The following is a 19,131-nucleotide window of genomic DNA, read 5'->3' as shown; positions in this document are numbered from 1 at the left end:
CCCGGCCTGCTTTTTTTGCGTGAACGCGGTGGACCGCATATACTTGAAGCAGGTTGAAATTGCAGCCATGCGATTTAGGAACGTGCCGGAAGTGTAAATAGAAATGGGGGGAAGACAATGAAACTGACACCTGAGCTCAAACGCGAGAAAATCGTTGCCATCGTGCGGGGCATTACGAGAGAACAGGCGGACTTCGTAGGAGAAGGGTTGACCCAAGGCGGAATTCGGTTCATGGAAGTGACGATGAATACGAAAGACGCTTTACATATGATCCAGGGTTGGCGTACTCGGTATGATGGCGCCGTATATATAGGGGCGGGAACCGTGCTTGATGTGGAGATGGCGAAGGAGGCGGTCTCCGCCGGAGCGCAATTTCTGATCTCGCCGAACACGGATCTTTCCGTTATCGAATATGCTTTGGAGCAAGGAATTGATGTATGGCCTGGGGCGATGACGCCGACGGAGATCGTTGCGGCGTACGCAGCCGGCGCCGAGATCGTGAAGCTGTTTCCCATGGCCAGCCTGGGCTTGTCATTTATCCGGGAGCTTCAGGGCCCGCTAAGTCACATTCCGCTGCTTGCCACGGGCGGCGTTACGCTGGATAATCTTGCGGATTATTTTAATGCAGGTGCAGTTGCGGTAGGTTTAGGCAGCGCGCTGCTCCCGAAGGATGCGCTCGCGTCCGGAAATATGGAGGAGATCAGGCGTCGTACCGCGGCTTTTGTTGAAGCTGCCCAGCTTGGCTAGCGTGTGTTCAATAGGGTGTTCCCCTTCGTAAGAAGCGGGATCGAAATAGTTACACTTCGTTCATCCTTATACATGTTGGTTATGTTTTGGAAGCTTGCTACATAAGGAATATATAGACAAGTTATGGTATTATTTAGGTAGCTTGGTTATGTCATTGCTGCCGTGTACAGTCACTTGTTAAGGATATCATCATGTGTAAGTAAGGCATGGTTAGGTTCAAGTAATGGAAGGGAGCGAATCAAGTTGAATCCATCAGGTAAGAAGAAGGTAAGGGTAAAAAAGACCGTGTGTGCGGTTACGGCTACGGCTATGTTATGTTTGGCGCAGCCGGTATGGGGAGACAATTCCGTTCCGGGCAGCGGAGTCGCTGTATCTGATACGGTAACTGCCGTGACTAGCAGCGATAACGCCAGTTCGGAAAGCGTAACGGATAACGAAATACCGAAGGGTGCAAAAATTTCGTCCAAGCAGGCGGAAGACATCATCAAGAAGGCTTTCCCGGAGCTAAAGAACGTGAATGTATCGAATGTGCAGTTCTTGCAGAATGATGGCATGAGATCGAGCGCGCTTGCTTGGGATCTGCAAATGGTGTTGACTAAAGGGAACTCAAGCTCCGGCTTCAATGCCCAGGTCAATGCGGTCACGGGTGAACTTATTAACATTTATATCCCTCGTTCCTTGTTGAACCAAGGTAGCGACAAACCGGTGATAACCCGTGGAGCAGCCAAGGAGAAGGCGCTGAAATGGATCGGCAGCCATGTATCGGATCTGAAGGCCAGCGAGCTTAAGGAGAATGAGGCTTATCTCGGGATGCAGACGGCGCTGTTCAGTCCGCCGCGGTTTGATTTTTATTTCCAGACCTCGGTGAACGGAATTGAATCGGATGTGAACAGCATTTCGATCACGCTGGACGGACAGGGCAATACCATTAACTATTCCCGCAATCAAGTCAATGAAGAGTTTCCATCATCCACACCGAAATTGAATGAGGCCTCCATTCGTAAATTGTTTGAGGATCAGTTCCAGGTCTCCTTGGCTTATGTACCTGATCATTTATATAACAACGCCAAAGGCAATTATTTCTTAGGTTACATACCTAATGATCAATCAGCGAATTCAATGGATGCCAATACAGGCAAGTTCATTAGTTTTACTGGGGAAGAAAGTGAGTTCACCTCGATTGAGAACGGCACGATTCCGGCGTCCAAAGAGATCTTCAAGCCAATCACGGCTCCATTCGCTGGCGGAGATGCAGCAGCCAGATGGGTGGAATCGCAGATCAAACTCCCGACCGGCTTGAAGACAGAATCCAAGTCGCTGGGTACCAGATGGAACAATAATGAGATCAAGACGTGGAATATAAGATGGGGCGAGAACCATCTTTCCGCCATGGGCGGAGGAGAGATGGTATCCGCAGAGGTGGACGCCAAGACCGGACAAATCTACTCCTACAACCGATATCGTTTTGACCGGACCGGTGCTCCAGAAGTGAAGAGCCCGATTTCGCAGCAGGCTGCGCAGGATCTCGCATTCGAGACGGTAAGCAGGCTGGTGCCGAATGCTGCCGAGGAATGGAAGCTGACATCCGTTGATAAAATGGGCAAAGACACTAAAACCCTTAACTATCAATTTTCATTTCAACGCTATATCGGTAATATTCGCGTCATGGGCGATTCCCTGAACCTCACGATTGAGGCCGACGGGCAAATCCAGGGCTTTAGTGTGAATTCCGAAGCTGTCCTGTCCAAGCTGCCAACGGATGCAAAGCCGGCCGTCAGTGCGGAGCAGGCAAAAGCTAAGTATCTGGAAGAAATTGAGCTGAAGCTGAAGTACGGTTACTACGGCGGTTACGCAACGAACGGTAGTGAGATTATGAAGCCGTTCATTAAGCTGATTTATTATCCGACACACAAAAAGGCGGCTTATGGCGGCATTGCGGTACCGCTTGATGCCAAGAACGGAGAATGGCGCGATATTACGCCTGAAATGAGCCGCAAGGATATTCCGGCGGTTACCGATGCGGCGGGGCATGATGCGGAAGCGGCTCTCAAGGAGCTGGTGAAATATCGGGTGTTGGTTCCGGACAAGGACGGAAAGGTATACCCGGATCGCCAAATTACCCTTGGCGAATGGTATCAGCTGGTGGCGGCTTCGGTGAGTCCGTCCTACGAGCAGGTGTATGGAAGATCTACCATGGATCCATACGCGGGTCTGCAGCCGGATCATCCGTATTATCAGGCCATTCAGGTGCTGATCGGGCAGAACTGGATTCCTTATGATCCGGACAGCACGCTGCAGCTGGACCGCAAGCTGACAAGGGATGAATTGGCAAGCTCGCTGACCCGTATTCTGAATTACGAGAAGCTGTCCAAAGCCTTTATCCTGCCAACCGATGTGCAGGGAATATCGGATGCCGACTCCATTACTAACAAAGGCGCAGCCCTGATCGCCCTCAAGCTGGGGCTTCTCCCGGCGGTCGATGGCAAGTTCTTGCCGGAGCGTGAGGTGACGCGAGCGGAAGCTGCGGAGGTACTGGTCCGCATGTCGAAGCTGGCGGGACGCAGCGATTCTTTCCTGTCCTCATTTTATTGGTAGCATTTGATATTCGTGCCCTGTCGACAAAACTAGAACCCATAAGCCCTGATGTTATGTGTTACAATAATGGTGCATACGGATGAGGAAGATGAAGGGCGGGTGTACCGATGAAACGAAGCCGAGGAACAATCGTTAAATTACTGTTCATAGGGTCTTTGGCGGTAACCGTTGCAGCAGTACCTGAACCAGCTAATCTCAGTGATGTCTATGCCACCTCCAACAAAGCGGTCGTGAAGTCGGTCGATGGGATTCAACAGAAGCTGCTGACAGCGATGAGCGACAGGCAATCGACGGTGCGTTTTGTTTACCAGGGAGAGACCCAATCGCTGAAATCGCAGCTTAAAGATGCACTTGATCAGGCGATGGCCAGTGATCCTTATATTCACTACACCATCGCTAGCTATAGCTACGACTATCGTGGGACATCCAGTTCCGCCAATGTTACCGTTCGGTTGAGTTACCGCGAGACTGCGGAGCAGACGAACTACGTGAACCAGAATGCCGACAGCATTTTGAAGCGAATCATCAAGCCGGGTATGAATGATCATGAGAAGGTGAAAGCCATCCACGATTGGGTTGTCCGGAACTTGAAGTATGATACCACGCTTACGAAATATACGGCCTATGACGGACTCTACACCGGAAGCACGGTATGCCAGGGCTATTCCCTGTTAACGCATAAACTGCTGAAGGGAGCAGGGATCCAGAACAAAATCGTAGAGGGCACGGCTTATGCCTCCGATAATCCAAAGGGCCAGCTTCATGCTTGGAATCTGGTTCTTCTGGACGGCAAATGGTACCATCTGGACACGACGTGGAACGATCCCGTGCCGGATCGCGACAACGAGGTATCCTATACGTACTATCTCCGGACGGATGAACAGATGGGCCGCGATCATACCTGGGTGAAATCCTATCCGAAGGCGAGCACGCTTTACCGCAACACGCTGGCCGGGCTAGCTGCGAAGGATCGTTCGAGAGCTGAAGTATACGAACAATTGAAGCGGGATTTGGAATATCAGCTCTATGATGCCCGTTCCATCGTCAGCTCCTACACACAGCTCCAACCACTGGTTAAAGCTGCTAAGGCTGAAGGCAGCCGGAAGCTGGTGTTCAGGTTTGACGGCAGCGAGCGAGAGCTTGTAAATGTGCTCCAGCAAGTGCAGATGAAGAGCAATCTCGGCTCTATCAAATATTATCATCATGCGTTTGAGAACACAGGTGATCTTAGAGTGCAGATCATTTGGTAATGTGTCCGTATCCCAAAAAAGCAGCTTCCGTTCCCAAGTATGGGAGGGAAGCTGCTTTTGGTATGTCCGGTTTAACTTATTTAACGTTCGTGCTCAAATCGCACTCGTCCAATGGTACGATGCGGCTCTTCTTAATCAAGCGGTAGCCGAACCAGATGGAGAGGAACAACGGAATGCTGACATAAGTGGCAATGATCGTTAACCAATCGATCTCCCCGCTGAAATTGCCTTGACCGATAATGGCAACAAGACAGAGCAGGAAGGCGAAGATGGGACCGAAGGGGAACCAGTGTGCACGGAACGGCAGCTCCTTCAGGTCTTTACCTTGGGCGACATAAGCTTTGCGGAAGCGATAATGACTCACGGCAATGGCCAGCCAGTTAATGAATCCGCACATTCCGGAGGCATTCAGAAGCCACACGTAGACTACGCCATCGCCGAAGAAGGAGGCCAGGAAGGCCAGCATGCCTACGGCAGAGGTTACGATTAGAGCCGCAACCGGTACGCCGCGGCTGTTCAGCCGGCTCAGCCATCTCGGAGCCATTCCTTGCTTCGCCATGGCATATAGGACACGGGTTGAGGCATACATCCCCGAGTTTCCTGCCGACAGCACGGAGCTGAGAATGACCGCATTCATTACGGAAGCCGCAAACGCAAGGCCGGCTTTCTCAAACACCAAGGTGAATGGGCTGACACCGATATTGTCGACCCCGGATTGAAGCAAGCTCGGATGGGTGTAAGGGATCAGCATGCCGATGACAAAAATAGCGAAAATATAGAAGATCAGGATGCGCCAGAACACCTGACGGATGGCTTTAGGGACGTGTTTTCTCGGATTTTCGCTCTCGCCGGCCGCGACCCCGATCAGCTCGGTTCCCTGGAAGGAGAAGCCTGCAGCCATAAACACACCGACCAGCGCGAAGAACCCGCCGTGTACCGGCCCGTCGCCGAGACTAAAGTTAGTGAATCCCACGGCTTCACCGCCAAGAATACCGAAGATCATCATGACTCCGATGATGAGGAAGATAATGACGGTTGCCACCTTAATGATAGCAAACCAATATTCCGATTCGCCGTATCCTTTGGCAGATAGAAAGTTTAAGCCGAACATAATCGCCAGGAACAGAAGACTCCACAGAAATGACGGGCTGTCCGGGAACCAGAATTTAATAATAACCGTCGCCGCTGCGAGTTCGGCGGCGATGGTAACGGCCCAGTTGTACCAGAAATTCCAGCCGACGGCAAATCCGAAGGCGGGGCTGACAAACCGGGAGGCGTAGGTGCTGAATGAGCCGGAATCCGGAAGATACGTAGCGAGTTCGCCGAGGCTGGTCATCAGAAAGTAAACCATGAGGCCAACCGCGGCATAGGCGATAAGCGCTCCGCCTGGGCCGGCAGAGGCGATGGCCGTTCCGCTTGCCAGGAAGAGGCCGGTACCGATCGATCCGCCAAGGGCGATCATTGTCATATGACGGGCTTTAAAGCTCTGCTTGAGCGAAGCAGCCGGTGCTTTTTTGCGATTCAAGATCGAACACTCCTTCTATACATTAAGAAATGATATTTAAAATATACCCTGTTAGAACAAAAAGACCGCAGGTCCTATACCTGCGGTCATTATCGTATCCGCATCATACCCTCCATGAAGATAGCACAACACGGGGAAATCCCCGTGACAGTTCCGTTTCTTTCGACAACGGCCCCAGCACAGGATACAAGAGTATACCCTGCACTTCGGCATTCATGCCTTTCACTGTGCTTCACCGGCTTCTCTTCGCCTCGGCACAACTACTGATCATGTCTGCAACCTCTACCTCATCTTGGAATGATGAGGCTATCTGTATATTCAATTCTAACAAGAGAGTCCTAGTATAAATCACATTCCATGTAAGAAGCAATGGTTAAATTTTACGGTTCTAAGGCAGTTCCGAAGATGCAATTACGATTGATTCCGTTTGGCCATTTGCTGCCATACGGTTCCGGCTGCTTCTTCGCCGGATTCGATGCGCTCCAGTGCCATTCGTGCCTGCAGACTAACCTCGAATTCCGGATCATTGGCAGCCTCCTCCAGAGCGGAGCGAGCTTCCTCGGTGCCTACTTCATACAGGAAGCGGGCTGCACGCCAGCGTACGATCTTGCTGCTGTCTTTGAGCGATTCGATCATGACCGGGGTAGCGGCAGCATCGCCGATATCGGACAGTGTATCGCCTGCGGTACGGCGAACGGCCGGTGTTTCGTCGCGCATGGCTTCATACAGGAGTTCCATCGCTTCAGGGGTGCGCAGATCGCCCAAGTACACAACGACGAGCCGGCGGATCTGCATCTTCGGATCCCGAAGGGCTTGGCGGAGAAGCGGAATGTGTTTCTCCGTTGGCTCCAGTGCATCCAGCGCGGCATAACGGACGCGCCAGTCCTCATCCTGCAGCGCGGCTTCGGTTTCCTCGTCTGTCAGCTTCCGGCGCTGCTCGACGAAATCCTCGTCGCTGGCGCCGTGGGCAATCGCTTGGGCAACGACTTTATCGAGGCGCTCCTGCGGGAAGGCAGCTTCAAGCTCCTGCTCTACGTCACGGGCGATGCCTTCCAGCTGGCCGTAGCGCACGCCGTACTCCTTGAGCTTGCGCTCCTTGATGAGTGTTGTGGTTCCGACGGCGGCCACCGCTTTGGCGAAGCGCTCCGACAGACCGATGCGTTCTTCCTGATTCCCGCTTTTGACACGGATTTGCATCGGTATATTTCGAAAATACTGGACGAACACTTGAGCCTCACCAAAAGCAAAATCTTCCGCATTCTCTTGGAGTCCGGCGGCAAGCCCCTCCTGACCGAATATTTCCTGAACGGCGCCCAGAATGGAAGGCCAATCGGCGTTGCCTTTGCGGTCGAGCGCGATGAAATCAAGGGTATGAAAAACGCTCTTTACGCCCGGGATATGGAGCAGCTGCCTGATCCAGGGGGGAGCAGACCGTTCGTTATCCAGTGTATATGTTCTTCGAATCCCGGGCTCCAGCGTTTCGTCAAGTCGAAGCATCATGGAGTTCGGGCTCGGGGTTGGTTCAATAAATGTAATTTTCATGGGTTTATCTCGCCTCCTTATCCTCTTATTGTACCTCTTTTCCATGCCGGAAAAAACATCATGGCAAGGATTCAAACAAAATGACCGGACTTTGGATAAAAAGAGGAAAGGTTTGTAAAACTGATAATGATGGGATTGTAAAGCATTTGGGTTTTCAAAGAATCACATGTTAGATGGCCGCACTCTTGCAGATGGACTGAAATACTTAAAGGAGGCTAGGCTAACGGATGCACAGGAAGCAGGAGCGAAAGCTTGCGATTCTATGCTTTATTGTTGCGGCCATTATGCTTTATGGCGCCGTAAAAGGGTATCTGCGATATATGGAACATTTTGGATAACGAAACCGAGGAGTGAACCTGATGTCTTCACTGGATCCCGTACTGATGAGCCGGATCCTGACCGGCTTGACCCTGTTTGTGCATATTGTTCTGGCAACCATCGGCGTTGGGATTCCGATTATGCTGGCTCTGGCGGAATGGAGGGGGATTCGGACAGGGGACAACCATTATACGCTGCTTGCCCGGCGATGGGCGCGGGGATATGTGATTACGGTGGCCGTCGGCGTCGTGACAGGTACCGCCATCGGCCTGCAGCTCAGCTTGTTATGGCCCACCTTTATGCGCGTCGCTGGTAAAGCCATTGCGCTGCCGCTGTTCATGGAAACCTTTGCTTTTTTTGTGGAGGCGATCTTTTTAGGCATTTATCTTTATACATGGGATCGATTCAAAAATAAATGGACCCATCTGCTGCTGCTTATTCCCGTGGCGATCGGCTCCTCCGCGTCAGCGTTTTTTATCACGAGCATGAATGCGTTTATGAATCAGCCTCAGGGCTTCGAGCTGGTGGATGGGGTATTTACGAATGTGAATCCGTTCGTGGCCATGTTCAATCCGGCGACGCCGACCAAGGTGAGCCATGTACTGGCGTCAGCGTTTACGACCAGTGCCGCTGCGCTTGCCAGCATAGCCGCCTTCAGTATTTTGCGGGGAAGCAAGCACATCTACTTTAAGAAAGCGCTGAAGCTCACCGTCGTGTCGACCTTTGTTTTTGCTGTGGCCACCGTGATGATTGGAGATTTCTCCGGCAAATTTCTGGCTAAATACCAGCCCGAGAAGCTGGCGGCGGCCGAGTGGCATTTTGAAACGATGAGGCAAGCCCCGCTCATTTACGGCGGCTTTCTGGATGAGAATAACGAGATTAAGTATGCATTGAAGATTCCGTATGCGCTAAGCATATTGGCGGGAAACAGTCCCAGCACGGAGGTCATTGGACTGAATGAGTTTCCGGAGAATGAGAGACCGCCGATGTCGGTGCATTATTTTTTCGATCTAAAGGTGACCAGCGGCGCCGTGATCGTACTGATTCCGCTCCTGTATATGTTCCGAAAGAAACTTCCTGGCAAAAGGCCTTATCCAAAATGGCTGCTGCTCAGTATATTGGCTTTGGGGCCTCTATCGATGTCAGCCATATGGCTGGGCTGGTTCCTTGCCGAGATCGGAAGGCAGCCGTGGATTGTGCGGGGATACATGAAGGTATCGGATGCGGCAACCACTTCAACAAGCGTCGGCTGGATGCTGGTGCTGTTTATAATCCTGTATCTGGTGCTATCCGTATCCGCGATTCGCGTGTTAAGCCAATTGTTCCGGAATAAAAGCGCGGAAGAGGAAATCCGGCTACTGGGACTCGAAATCGAAGGGGGAGACCGCAAATGAGCTATGCAATGGTGGCAATAACCGTGCTGTGGACATTTCTGTTTGGCTATTTGCTGGTGGCCTCGATTGATTTTGGTGCCGGATTTTTCAGCTATTACAGCGTGCTCACCGGACACGAGAACAAGATTCATAACATCATCCAGCGGTATTTATCTCCCGTCTGGGAAGTAACCAACGTATTCCTGATCTTTTTTGTGGTCGGACTTGTCGGATTTTTTCCGGATGCTGCGTATTATTATGGCACCGCCTTGCTTGTGCCGGGCAGCTTGGCCCTTGTGCTGCTGGCGATCCGCGGCGCTTACTACGCCTATCACACGTATGGCAGCCAGACCGGGAACAATATCGTGTATATGGGGCTCTACGGGGCCACGGGACTGCTCATCCCTGCAGCGTTGTCGACGATATTGGCCATCTCGGAAGGCGGCATTATCTATATGGACAACGGGAAGGTAGAGCTTCATTGGTATACGTTCTTCACGAATCCGTACACGTGGTCGGTCATCCTGCTTGCGCTTGTGAGCGTTCTGTACATCTCGGCGATGTTCCTGTCCTATTACGCGCATCGTGCGGGGGATGAGGTAGCGTTCGGCGTGGTCCGGGGTTATGCGCTGGGATGGAGCGCTCCGACGATCCTGGCTTCGGTGTTCGCGTTTTTCCAGATTAACCATCAGAATCCGGTGCATTTTGGGCAGATGCTGGATATCGCATGGATGTTTATCGCGTCGTTCATCTGCTTTGTCATTGCGGTGTACCTCGTATGGAAGCGAATCCGGCTCGGCATCGCTTTTATTATGGTCATGCTCCAATTTGCCTTTGCTTGGTACGGGTATGGACGCTCGCATCTGCCGTATATTCTCTATGATTACATCCATATTCATGAGAGCATAACCAACGATACGATGGCGATCGCATTGATTACCGCATTTATCCTGGGTTTCTGCGTATTGGTTCCTTCCCTGATCCTGCTGATGCGATTGTTTCTGTTCGATGCAAACTACATTCGCGGCAAATCCGCGAAGAAGGGGTGAGGCAAGTGGAGGACTTCGCCATTTTCATAGCACCGCTGCTCACCGTACTGGCTGCTGTAGCCTTTATGGCGATCTACGTCGTCAAGTATAAGGATCCATCGGATTGATTCTGGATAAAGGCAATTCCGGGTTGTTTCGCCACGAAACGTTCGGTGTAAAAAGAACAACAAGCGCAAAGTTGAGCGGAGAGGTCAATACGGGGTAAAATACAGGGTAATGGAAGGAGGAGGCTGCATGCCAAAAATTCGCTATAACAATATCGATAACGTCAGCACGGATAAAACACTTAAACAATTCAAGCAGTGGCGCGACGAACGTCGTCAGAAGAAGAAGGATTATTCTTACTGCATTCCGAACCTGACGCCGGATCTTCAGTATTTGCATAGCAACCGGCACGAAACCTCCGTTACCTGGATCGGGCACGCTACGTTCTTCATCCAATATGAAGGCTTGAACATCGTGACTGATCCCGTATGGGCGCGGAGAATGGGATTTAATAAGCGTCTTGGAGAACCTGGGCTTCCCATTCATGAGATCCCTCCGATCGATGTCATTCTGATCTCGCATTCCCATTATGACCATATGCATGTTGCCTCGATCCGTAAGCTGTACCGTGCGGACACCACGATCATTGTACCCGTTGGTCTGCGTCGCAAAATGATCAACAAAGGCTTTCGCCGCGTGATTGAACTGCAGTGGTGGGAATCCACGACCATCAAGGGCGTGAAATTCTCCTTCGTGCCGACACAGCATTGGACTCGGCGCACGCCGTTTGACACGAATACATCCCATTGGGGAGGGTTCGTGATGGAGCCTGTCCTGCAGGATGCGAAGGTGGATTCGGCTTCTTCCGATGAATCATCATGCAATAACGAACCTGTATCGGAGGATGGTACCCGCCTGCTTCCGCCGAATTTGTATTTTGCCGGAGACAGCGGTTATTTCGAGGGCTTTAAGCTGATCGGAGAACGCTTCAACATTCACCTTGCGCTGATGCCCATCGGGGCATATGAGCCGGAATGGTTCATGACGTCGCAGCACGTCAATCCGGAAGAGGCACTGCAGGCGTTCCAGGATGTGAAGGCCGAGACGATGATTCCGATGCATTACGGCACCTTCAAGCTGGCAGACGATACGGCCAGAGAAGCGCTGGATCGAATGGAAGCGGAACGTGAGCGGCTGGGGATCGCCAAGGAGCGAATTCGCGTATTAAAGTACGGAGAAACCTTTAAGGTTCAGCCTGAGCGAAGAAGCGTGACATCATAACCGAAATGTGCAAGCGATTCGGATTACATGCACCATACACCATAGACTGCCAAAAGAGGCCCGAAAGGTTTTTCATAACCTTACGGGCCCATTTTCAGTTGCTTCTAAACGTTTAGCGTTTTGGCAGAATGCCAACCGCTCTTGCGGCAGCAGTATGAGAGGGGAACTGATCCGATTGGTTTCTTTCATTAATAGAAAAGCCTCTTTTTCTATTAAACTAGAAAAAGAGGCCTCAATCGTCGGCATTCGTGTACTAGAGAAAAAGGTGCATGCAGGAGGTGATATTTGTTTAAAACCGTTTTATATCATCCAGAAGCTTCGATAACCGTCGTACTTATGCTATAATGTGCTGAAACCAATAGTGATAAAGGATGGTAATGCTTAATGATCAGTACAAGCGGCGTAACGCTCCGCTATGGCAAACGAGCACTATTTGAAGATGTCAATATAAAATTCACCCCGGGCAACTGCTACGGTCTCATCGGCGCCAACGGGGCGGGTAAGTCTACATTTCTGAAAATCCTCTCCGGTGAGATTGAACCGAACCAAGGCGAGGTTCATATGACACCGAATGAGCGGATGGCGGTTCTGAAGCAGAACCACTATGAATACGATCAGTATCCCGTCCTGGAGACGGTTATAATGGGTCATGCCCGGCTGTACAACATCATGAAAGAGAAGGATGCGCTGTATGCGAAATCCGATTTCTCCGAAGAAGACGGCATGCGTGCGGGTGAGCTGGAAGGCGAATTCGCAGAGCTGAACGGATGGGATGCAGAGCCGGATGCGGCAGCGCTCCTGATCGGTCTCGGCATTCCACGTGAGCTGCACGATAAGAAGATGTCTGAGCTGAGCGGTAACGAGAAGGTACGCGTTCTCTTGGCGCAGGCCTTGTTTGGCCGTCCGCATAACCTGCTGCTGGATGAGCCTACCAACCACTTGGACTTGGAATCGATTCAGTGGCTTGAGAACTTCCTTATGGATTATGAAGGCACCGTTATTGTGGTATCCCATGACCGTCACTTCCTGAACAAGGTGTGTACGCATATTGCGGATATCGATTTCGGTAAAATTCAGCTGTATGTCGGCAACTACGACTTCTGGTATGAATCCAGCAAGCTGGCGCTTGAACTTCAGCGGGATGCCAACAAGAAGAAGGAAGAGAAGATCAAGGAATTGCAGGCATTTATTCAGCGCTTCTCGGCGAATGCTTCCAAATCGAAGCAGGCGACTTCCCGTAAGAAACAGCTCGACAAAATTACGTTGGAGGATCTTCGTCCTTCGAACCGTAAATATCCGTTTCTTCATTTCAAACCTGAACGCGAGGCGGGCAAGCAGCTGCTTACGATTGATGGGATCACCAAGTCGATGGATGGAGAAAAAGTGCTGGATAATGTCAGCTTTGTTGTAAACAAAGGCGACAAAATCGCGTTTGTTGGTCCGAATGGGATGCCGAAAACGACGCTGTTCCAGATCATAACCGGTGAAACCGAGGCGGATGCCGGTGAATACAGCTGGGGGGTAACAACAACCCAGGCGTATTTCCCAAAAGACAACTCTGCCTATTTTGACGGTGTTGATATCAACCTCGTGGAATGGCTGCGCCAATATTCCAAGGATCAAGATGAGACATTCTTGCGCGGATTCCTTGGCCGCATGCTGTTCTCGGGCGAGGAAGCGCTGAAGAAAGCAAGCGTACTGTCCGGGGGCGAGAAGGTTCGCTGCATGCTGGCCAAAATGATGCTGAACGGCGCGAACGTGCTGATCTTCGATGAGCCGACGAACCACTTGGATCTCGAATCCATTACGGCACTCAACAATGGCCTGATCGATTTCGACGGAACGATTCTATTCACCTCGCATGACCATCAGTTCATTCAGACGATTGCCAACCGAATTATCGAGATTACGCCTAATGGCATCATCGACCGCAGCATGAGTTATGACGAGTATCTTGAGAGTGAAGAGATCAAGGGACTTCGCGATAGCATGTACCCGGTTGAAGCTTAAGAAAATAGGATATGGCGAAGAATGAGGGCGTGAGCTTTCACCTCGCCGATCTATTAAAAAATGCTGCACCTTCCAAGTATGGGAGGTGCAGCATTTTTTGCGTTATGCACGAAACGGGCTCTTCTACGAACCGCCGGTACGACGACGCTGGTTGTTTGGTTTTTTGTTGTTTTGGCTTTTCATTTTTTGCGCTGAACCGGCTTGGAATTGTCCGGGCTTATTCGCGGACGCATTCTGCTGTTTTTTCTGTTCCAGCTTTTGCCGGATTGCATCGGCTAAATTCACTTTACGTGATTCATTATTCTCGGGCATAGTATCACCCTCCTCTTCGTGTTCGCTTGTCCTCATTTTATTCGTTTTTAAATCGCCCGGCAAGGGTAACAATGATTAATACCATTTTCTACGTCCATGGTTCTTTGACCGAAGCAATTATGTTTCTCTAGACCCACACGAATGACCTTTGCTAGGATTAAATATGGATAATGATGGATATCGCTTGACGGCAGCGAAAGACAAGCAAAGGAGAGACGTTATAAAGTGAATGCCTATGATAACATCAAGCAGGGGGAACGCGGGGCCTGGATCAGCATTGCCGCCTACCTCGTGTTGTCCTCGTTTAAAATATTTTGTGGATACTTATTTGCATCCAGTGCTTTGCTTGCCGACGGTTTTAACAACCTGACGGATATCGTGGCATCGCTCGCCGTATTGATCGGACTGCGAATTTCCCAGAAACCGCCGGATTCCGATCATGCGTACGGACACTTAAGGGCGGAGACGATTGCGGCTTTGGTTGCTTCATTTATCATGGCGGTCGTTGGTATCCAAGTGCTGGTTGAAGCCGTTCGTTCATTTTTTGAAGGTTCCAAGGAAATCCCGAATTTATGGTCTGCCGGCGTAGCCGGTGTGTGTGCCGTTGCGATGCTTGGCGTATACCGGTACAACCGGAATCTCGCACGGCGAATCGATAACCAGGCACTTATGGCCGCAGCCAAGGATAATTTATCGGATGCACTCGTCAGTGTGGGAGCAGCTGTAGGTATTATTGGCGCACAATTCGGCCTGCCCTGGCTGGATACCGTAGCGGCGGTAGCGGTTGGTGTCATTATTTGCAAAACGGCTTGGGATATATTCAGGGATTGCACCTATAGTCTGACGGACGGTTTTGATGAAAATCGTTTGTCGGACTTGCGCAGTACGATTGCCCGTACGCCCGGCGTCGAGGGGATTAAGGACATGAAGGCCCGAATTCACGGCAATCATGTGCTGGTGGATGTTGTCATCGAGGTGGACCCGGATATCACTGTTCTGGAGGGGCATCAGATCAGTGACCGTATCGAAGAACAGATGGAGAGGATTCACAATATTATGAGCGTCCATATTCACGTGGAGCCTAAGGAATCGTCCTAGGGAAAATCGATCGGTACGAATACAAATGGCAGGCCAAGTTCATCTTGACCTGCCATTTAACCTGCAAGGAGACATGAAGGATCATGAAGTCCGGCAGTCATACCTGATTACTTTACATAAATCCAAGCTTTACCGAGCCATGTATAAACTTCAACCCATTCCCCGCCAAGCACGACACCTGTTCGATTACCGGTTGTGTCGATTTTTTGCGGAGCCAAGGCACCAAGCTTTTCGCCGTTTGGAGCGTTATAGAAGTAAGTTCTTTCCGCAATCTCGATCATAGGTGTAGGCACCAACACGACTTCTTCCGGTTTGATAATAGGGTCTGTCGTCGAGATTGGAGCCGGTCCTGAAGTTTCAGTTACCGTCCCAGAAGTTTCGGATACCGTCCCGTTAATCGGGTCTGCGCTTGCTACGGCGGTCAGAGACAGGGTGAGTGCTAGGGCTGCAGTAATGCTTAGAGTTTTTTTCATGGAATAATTCCTCCTTGGGACCGAAGTATGATTTTATCTCGCTATTTTAACACACTATCGTAATAACCACGATTTGGATGTTTTGAATCAAGAAAATTGGTTACATTTCGCAATTCGTGACAAGTTTTAAGGATTCCTATATACTTTGGAGATGGGAAAAGCCTTGTTGCCGCAGGGATATCCTATGGGAGGAGGGGCTTTGGATGGTACGTCGAAAAAAAAGAGCCGGACGTTTCCTGCTGGGTATATTTGTCCTTCTGCTTGTGATTGTCGGTGCGTTGGTCTGGTTTGTTTATCCTACGCAATCTCTGGATATGCGCTACCGCTCCGTTGATTTCAAGGACAAGTTGATGACCATGGTGTCAAATCGGGATACCCGCATGCTGCTGAGCACGGAAGAAGTCGGGGAACTCAGCAAGAAGAACATGGTAAAATATATGAGCACCCATGACTTGGGCGTCGATATTACAGGTGCCGATTTCGTGATGAATGGCACCACGATGACAGCCCATATGAATGGGCAATGGGGGATTCTTCCCTTTGGTGCAGTGCTGCGTTTTCAGATGTCTGCCGAGGGAAGCTATCTTCACCTGACGCATGAATCAACAACGATCCGGGGAGCCCAGATCCCTTTGAATATGTTCCAGCTGGAGCCGATACAAATTTCGCTCAAGGACTATTTACCGGATCTGGTAACTGTGAAAAATGTGAAGTTTCTGTCCGACGGCTTGGAATTGAACTTTACGATGGATTGGATGTCCATTCCGTCGCTGTTTAAGTAAAGCAAGGGAATCGGCTAAAGACTCAGACAAGGACACCAAGTCTGGGTCTTTTTTGTGTTTTTCAAGAGAAAAGTCGTTATTTTCAGAAAAAAACTATGAAAAAAATATATATGTAAACATTGACACTATAATTATCCCCCACTATAATCAGTAATTGTTTAGAAATAAATGTTTTAGTACTAAAGTATATAGAGACGAAGTAGGTTGGTCTCTATTGAAGAAGTGCTGGACCTTTTAAAGGAGTGTAAAAAATACATGTCCATGCGGAATGAAATTCTGGAGTTGGAGATGCTATTTAAGAAGATGGTTCGAACTGTGCACCATGAGTGGCAGAAGGAAGGGTTTCCTAAACTAGGCAGAACGCAGTATACCGCCTTGGAGATGCTTCACGAACAGGGAGCATTGAGATTGTCGGACTTGGCCGATTCCATTCATGTGACATGCGGGGCGGTTACGGGCATATCCGATAAATTGATCGAGGGCGGATTCGCGCGCCGAACAAGGGATACAGCCGACCGAAGGGTCATTCATTTGGAGATTACGCCGCTCGGGAGTAATCTGATCGAGCAGCTGGCCAATAAACGTGCCGAGTTAAGCGATTTGTTATATGGCTTTCTAACGGACGAAGAGGTTAAGCAGTTGAGTGTCCTGTACCGTAAAATTTTGACGAATGTTGAGCACATCCAAGGTCAGATGTCCACATAGAACAAACATGCTAAATGTATGATTTTACTTAGAAAGAGAGTGAAGGCTGCACATGAGTACCCATACCATTGCTCGCCCCGGCGAGCCTGTTAAGAAAGGACCTATCATTGCTGCACTTATGATTGGCGCTTTTGTCGCCATTCTTAACCAGACATTGATGAATGTTGCTCTGCCGAGCATCATGGAGAATTTGAACATTAAACCGACCGTAGCCCAGTGGCTGACCACTGGCTTTATGCTGGTGAACGGGGTCTTAATTCCCGTTACCGCTTATCTGATCGCGCGTTTCTCGACAAGGCAGCTGTTCATTAGTGCGATGACGCTGTTTACGATAGGCACCTTGCTGTGCGCGGTCAGCCCCAACTTCGCGTTACTGCTTACCGGACGCCTCGTTCAGGCTGCCGGTGCAGGTATTTTGATGCCGCTTATGACCGTTGTATTTCTGAACATATTCCCTATTGAGAATCGCGGGAAGGCAATGGGAATGATGGGGATTGCCATGATATTTGCTCCTGCCATCGGACCTACGCTTTCCGGATATATTGTGGAGCACTACGATTGGCGTGTCCTGTTCTACATGATCCTGCCTTTCTCGATCATTGCTACGCTAATCGGGGTATTCTTCCTGAAAAATGTGACCGAGGTCAGCCGGCCGAAGCTGGACATGATCGCCATCATTTTGTCCACCCTGGGCTTTGGCGGTTTGCTGTACGGCTTCAGTGATGCCGGGAATGACGGTTGGTCCAGCACGCCGGTTGTTACGACCCTGGTGGTCGGAGCGATTGCCCTTATCCTGTTTGTTTGGCGGGAGATGAAGACCGACAATCCGATGCTGGAATTCCGAATATTCAAATACAATATGTTTACGTTGACCACGCTTATCAATGTCATTGTCACGATGGCGATGTATGCCGGCATGATTCTGCTTCCCATTTATCTGCAGCAGATTCGTGGATTCACGCCGGTGGAATCAGGCCTTCTTATGCTTCCCGGCGCTATTCTGATGGGGATCATGTCACCGATCACGGGGGCGATCTTCGATAAGGTAGGCGCAAGATGGCTGGCTGTTATCGGTCTGGCGATTACGGTCATTACGACGTGGGAGTTCAGTAATTTGACCGAAACCATGTCCTACAGCCACATGATGATCATCTATACGGCCCGGATGTTCGGGATGTCGATGCTCATGATGCCGATCCAGACGGCGGGGCTTAATCAGCTCCCACGGAGCTTGAACGCTCATGGTACGGCCATGTCCAATACACTGCGCATGGTTTCCGGCTCAATCGGAACGGCAATTCTAGTTACCGTCATGTCCACCCAGGCAGAGAGCAAAGGGGAAGCTCTGATGCAATCGGGGCTATTTGATCCGAAGAATCAGACCGACCTGCTTAAGCTGGGGAATGAAGCAACCATTTATGGCATTAACTATGCCTTTGTTATTGCGACATGGATCAGCGTCGCTTCCTTCATCCTGGCTTTCTTTATCAAGAAGACCAAGCCGGCGGAAGAGCCGAAAACCGCAGGAAATCAGGAGGCTGCAGCAACGAACGTATAATCTGATCCGATTTTGCGCAGCGCAAAAAAGGGTGTCCTAACCGTTGATCAAACGGAGGACACCCTTTTTTTCATTTCCTATGTGTATATTCAATGCATGGGCTTTAGTATGCGACAGCGTCACATACTTCGTCTGCGTCCGGTAAAGAGAGAGATCACAAACAGGACAACGAAGATGAAGAACAGCACCTTCGCAATGCTGGCTGCAGCCTCAACGATGCCGAAGAAGCCAAAGATCCCTGCAATCAGTGCAACAACTAGAAAAATTACGGACCATTTTAACATCCTATTCACCCTGCTTTCTTCATCGATTTTATTGGACATAGGCATGTAGTCTCATGATGCTCCAAGAAGCGGCACATATCCAATTTGAAGCTCGGTAGGGAGCCGATTAGCCGTTGCCAACAGCGCCCTTCGTAGTGTTCTTTAACCGGGGTGGCAGGGGATGAAACAAGCTGTAGGACAATGGCATTATTGGCAGGGATCTCTTTGTTTCGTGGACTGGGGGATAGGGTAACTATTGCGTATC

16 protein-coding genes and 1 riboswitch are annotated in these 19,131 nt (G+C 50.3%); of the genes, 11 read left to right on the top strand and 5 right to left on the bottom strand.

Going from position 1 to position 19,131, the window contains the following annotated elements; genetic code table 11:
• Window positions 1-117: 117 nt before the first annotated feature.
• The 3 genes from MKX98_RS29390 to MKX98_RS29380 all read left to right on the top strand — a co-directional run bounded on the left by MKX98_RS29390 (window position 118) and on the right by MKX98_RS29380 (window position 4,592).
• Complete coding sequence (locus MKX98_RS29390) at window positions 118-747, top strand: bifunctional 4-hydroxy-2-oxoglutarate aldolase/2-dehydro-3-deoxy-phosphogluconate aldolase (RefSeq protein WP_339219890.1); 630 nt, start codon at window positions 118-120, stop codon at window positions 745-747.
• A 243-nt stretch (window positions 748-990) separates the two neighbouring features.
• Complete coding sequence (locus tag MKX98_RS29385; protein WP_339219888.1) at window positions 991-3,342, top strand: YcdB/YcdC domain-containing protein; 2,352 nt, start codon at window positions 991-993, stop codon at window positions 3,340-3,342.
• 107 nt (window positions 3,343-3,449) lie between these two features.
• Entirely contained in the window at window positions 3,450-4,592 is a 1,143-nt protein-coding gene (locus MKX98_RS29380) for a transglutaminase domain-containing protein (RefSeq protein ID WP_339219886.1), read from the top strand.
• 76 nt (window positions 4,593-4,668) lie between these two features.
• Here MKX98_RS29380 and MKX98_RS29375 read toward each other — a convergent pair whose 3' ends face one another.
• A complete protein-coding gene (locus MKX98_RS29375) occupies window positions 4,669-6,060 on the bottom strand; it encodes an amino acid permease (protein WP_339224605.1) in 1,392 nt (463 codons plus the stop codon).
• 170 nt (window positions 6,061-6,230) lie between these two features.
• Window positions 6,231-6,410: riboswitch (Lysine riboswitch) on the bottom strand.
• Window positions 6,411-6,528: 118 nt separating this feature from the next.
• Window positions 6,529-7,659, bottom strand: coding sequence for a virulence factor (locus MKX98_RS29370; protein ID WP_339219884.1), 1,131 nt, complete (start codon window positions 7,657-7,659; stop codon window positions 6,529-6,531).
• 359 nt (window positions 7,660-8,018) lie between these two features.
• Between MKX98_RS29370 and MKX98_RS29365 the strand changes: the two genes are divergently transcribed.
• The 4 genes from MKX98_RS29365 (at window position 8,019) to MKX98_RS29350 (ending at window position 13,675) form a co-directional block, all read left to right on the top strand.
• Window positions 8,019-9,371, top strand: coding sequence for a cytochrome ubiquinol oxidase subunit I (locus MKX98_RS29365; protein ID WP_194544603.1), 1,353 nt, complete (start codon window positions 8,019-8,021; stop codon window positions 9,369-9,371).
• Entirely contained in the window at window positions 9,368-10,399 is a 1,032-nt protein-coding gene (locus MKX98_RS29360; protein ID WP_220683877.1) for a cytochrome d ubiquinol oxidase subunit II, read from the top strand. Before MKX98_RS29365 ends, MKX98_RS29360 begins: the two co-directional genes overlap by 4 nt.
• A 234-nt stretch (window positions 10,400-10,633) precedes the next feature.
• Complete coding sequence (locus MKX98_RS29355; protein WP_071219625.1) at window positions 10,634-11,665, top strand: MBL fold metallo-hydrolase; 1,032 nt, start codon at window positions 10,634-10,636, stop codon at window positions 11,663-11,665.
• A 384-nt stretch (window positions 11,666-12,049) separates the two neighbouring features.
• On the top strand, window positions 12,050-13,675 hold the full coding sequence (locus tag MKX98_RS29350) for an ATP-binding cassette domain-containing protein (RefSeq protein WP_194544600.1): 1,626 nt from the start codon (window positions 12,050-12,052) through the stop codon (window positions 13,673-13,675).
• A 123-nt stretch (window positions 13,676-13,798) separates the two neighbouring features.
• On the opposite strand, the gene MKX98_RS29345 is transcribed toward MKX98_RS29350, so the two are convergent.
• A complete protein-coding gene (locus MKX98_RS29345; RefSeq protein WP_071219622.1) occupies window positions 13,799-13,987 on the bottom strand; it encodes a hypothetical protein in 189 nt (62 codons plus the stop codon).
• Window positions 13,988-14,212: 225 nt separating this feature from the next.
• On the opposite strand from MKX98_RS29345, the gene MKX98_RS29340 reads away from it, so the two are divergent.
• On the top strand, window positions 14,213-15,085 hold the full coding sequence (locus MKX98_RS29340; RefSeq protein ID WP_339219881.1) for a cation diffusion facilitator family transporter: 873 nt from the start codon (window positions 14,213-14,215) through the stop codon (window positions 15,083-15,085).
• A gap of 107 nt (window positions 15,086-15,192) precedes the next feature.
• Here MKX98_RS29340 and MKX98_RS29335 read toward each other — a convergent pair whose 3' ends face one another.
• Entirely contained in the window at window positions 15,193-15,558 is a 366-nt protein-coding gene (locus MKX98_RS29335) for a hypothetical protein (RefSeq protein ID WP_194544598.1), read from the bottom strand.
• Between the two features lie 203 nt (window positions 15,559-15,761).
• Between MKX98_RS29335 and MKX98_RS29330 the strand changes: the two genes are divergently transcribed.
• From MKX98_RS29330 to MKX98_RS29320, 3 genes are all read left to right on the top strand, one after another.
• Window positions 15,762-16,340: a hypothetical protein gene (locus MKX98_RS29330; protein ID WP_194544597.1), complete on the top strand. Its 579-nt coding sequence runs from the start codon at window positions 15,762-15,764 to the stop codon at window positions 16,338-16,340.
• Window positions 16,341-16,595: 255 nt separating this feature from the next.
• Window positions 16,596-17,045 carry a MarR family transcriptional regulator gene (locus MKX98_RS29325; RefSeq protein WP_194544596.1) on the top strand — a complete coding sequence of 150 codons (450 nt, stop codon included), beginning with the start codon at window positions 16,596-16,598 and terminating at the stop codon, window positions 17,043-17,045.
• A 52-nt stretch (window positions 17,046-17,097) separates the two neighbouring features.
• Complete coding sequence (locus tag MKX98_RS29320; protein ID WP_339219877.1) at window positions 17,098-18,603, top strand: DHA2 family efflux MFS transporter permease subunit; 1,506 nt, start codon at window positions 17,098-17,100, stop codon at window positions 18,601-18,603.
• 119 nt (window positions 18,604-18,722) lie between these two features.
• Here MKX98_RS29320 and MKX98_RS29315 read toward each other — a convergent pair whose 3' ends face one another.
• Window positions 18,723-18,887, bottom strand: a complete 165-nt coding sequence (locus tag MKX98_RS29315; protein ID WP_006212708.1) for a DUF1328 domain-containing protein — start codon at window positions 18,885-18,887, stop codon at window positions 18,723-18,725.
• Between the last annotated feature and the right edge of the window lie 244 nt (window positions 18,888-19,131).

The sequence above is a fragment of the Paenibacillus sp. FSL W7-1332 genome, assembly GCF_037969785.1.
Taxonomy (GTDB): Bacteria; Bacillota; Bacilli; order Paenibacillales; family Paenibacillaceae; genus Paenibacillus_AQ.
Note: the sequence above shows the minus strand (reverse complement) of the source record. Positions and strands in the feature narration are given on the sequence as shown.

Coding starts and splice junctions, on each gene's coding strand:
- MKX98_RS29390 (WP_339219890.1), top strand. CDS start 118: ATGAAACTGACACCTGAGCTCAAACGCGAGAAAATCGTTGCCATCGTG.
- MKX98_RS29380 (WP_339219886.1), top strand. CDS start 3,450: ATGAAACGAAGCCGAGGAACAATCGTTAAATTACTGTTCATAGGGTCT.
- MKX98_RS29375 (WP_339224605.1), bottom strand. CDS start 6,060: ATGACAATGATCGCCCTTGGCGGATCGATCGGTACCGGCCTCTTCCTG.
- MKX98_RS29370 (WP_339219884.1), bottom strand. CDS start 7,659: ATGAAAATTACATTTATTGAACCAACCCCGAGCCCGAACTCCATGATG.
- MKX98_RS29365 (WP_194544603.1), top strand. CDS start 8,019: ATGTCTTCACTGGATCCCGTACTGATGAGCCGGATCCTGACCGGCTTG.
- MKX98_RS29360 (WP_220683877.1), top strand. CDS start 9,368: ATGAGCTATGCAATGGTGGCAATAACCGTGCTGTGGACATTTCTGTTT.
- MKX98_RS29355 (WP_071219625.1), top strand. CDS start 10,634: ATGCCAAAAATTCGCTATAACAATATCGATAACGTCAGCACGGATAAA.
- MKX98_RS29350 (WP_194544600.1), top strand. CDS start 12,050: ATGATCAGTACAAGCGGCGTAACGCTCCGCTATGGCAAACGAGCACTA.
- MKX98_RS29345 (WP_071219622.1), bottom strand. CDS start 13,987: ATGCCCGAGAATAATGAATCACGTAAAGTGAATTTAGCCGATGCAATC.
- MKX98_RS29335 (WP_194544598.1), bottom strand. CDS start 15,558: ATGAAAAAAACTCTAAGCATTACTGCAGCCCTAGCACTCACCCTGTCT.
- MKX98_RS29330 (WP_194544597.1), top strand. CDS start 15,762: ATGGTACGTCGAAAAAAAAGAGCCGGACGTTTCCTGCTGGGTATATTT.
- MKX98_RS29325 (WP_194544596.1), top strand. CDS start 16,596: ATGTCCATGCGGAATGAAATTCTGGAGTTGGAGATGCTATTTAAGAAG.
- MKX98_RS29320 (WP_339219877.1), top strand. CDS start 17,098: ATGAGTACCCATACCATTGCTCGCCCCGGCGAGCCTGTTAAGAAAGGA.
- MKX98_RS29315 (WP_006212708.1), bottom strand. CDS start 18,887: ATGTTAAAATGGTCCGTAATTTTTCTAGTTGTTGCACTGATTGCAGGG.